The organism is Vibrio sp. 970 (assembly GCF_033339075.1).
In genome coordinates this window covers 1-513 of record NZ_JAWOTW010000841.1, presented here as the reverse complement: position 1 = coordinate 513, position 513 = coordinate 1, and the positions used below count along the sequence as shown (strand labels likewise).

The 513-nt window shown below is 46.0% G+C and carries 1 pseudogene; it reads left to right on the top strand.

Features of this window, described 5'->3' with window-relative positions:
* Positions 1–487, top strand: a pseudogene (gene chiP, locus R7Q11_RS29490) (chitoporin); the annotation flags it as partial.
* Between the last annotated feature and the right edge of the window lie 26 nt (positions 488–513).

The following is a 513-nucleotide window of genomic DNA, read 5'->3' as shown; positions in this document are numbered from 1 at the left end:
CGCGGCTCACTACAAGTTAGGTCCACTACAATTGGATGCTGCTTACGAAGGTAACCGTAACATTGAATCTGAAGGTCAAACTTGGGAAAACAACACGTACCTAGTTGGTGTTCAAGGTTGGTTTGATAACGGTATTTCGTTCTTCGCTCAATACAAATACATGGAAGCGGACGCAAGTAACGGCGTGAACGAGAAGCAAGATGCAATGTCTGCAGGTCTGATGTACACAACAGGTGACTGGCAGTACAAGCTAGGTTACGCAGCGAACTTCGACCTAGAACGTGACGGTAAGACAATTAACGATACAGCAGACGATGTACTATCTGCACAAGTTATGTACTTCGTAGACCCATCTGCAGTGCTTTACGTACGTGCTCGTACTCTAGACTTCGGTGACGGTGCGTCTCAACTAGATAAACCAGCAGAAGCGCGTTGGAAGTCAGCCGACTACGATGAGTTCTCTGTAGGTGTTGAATACTACTTCTAATAAAGAAGCAGCTTAAAGGGCGGAAA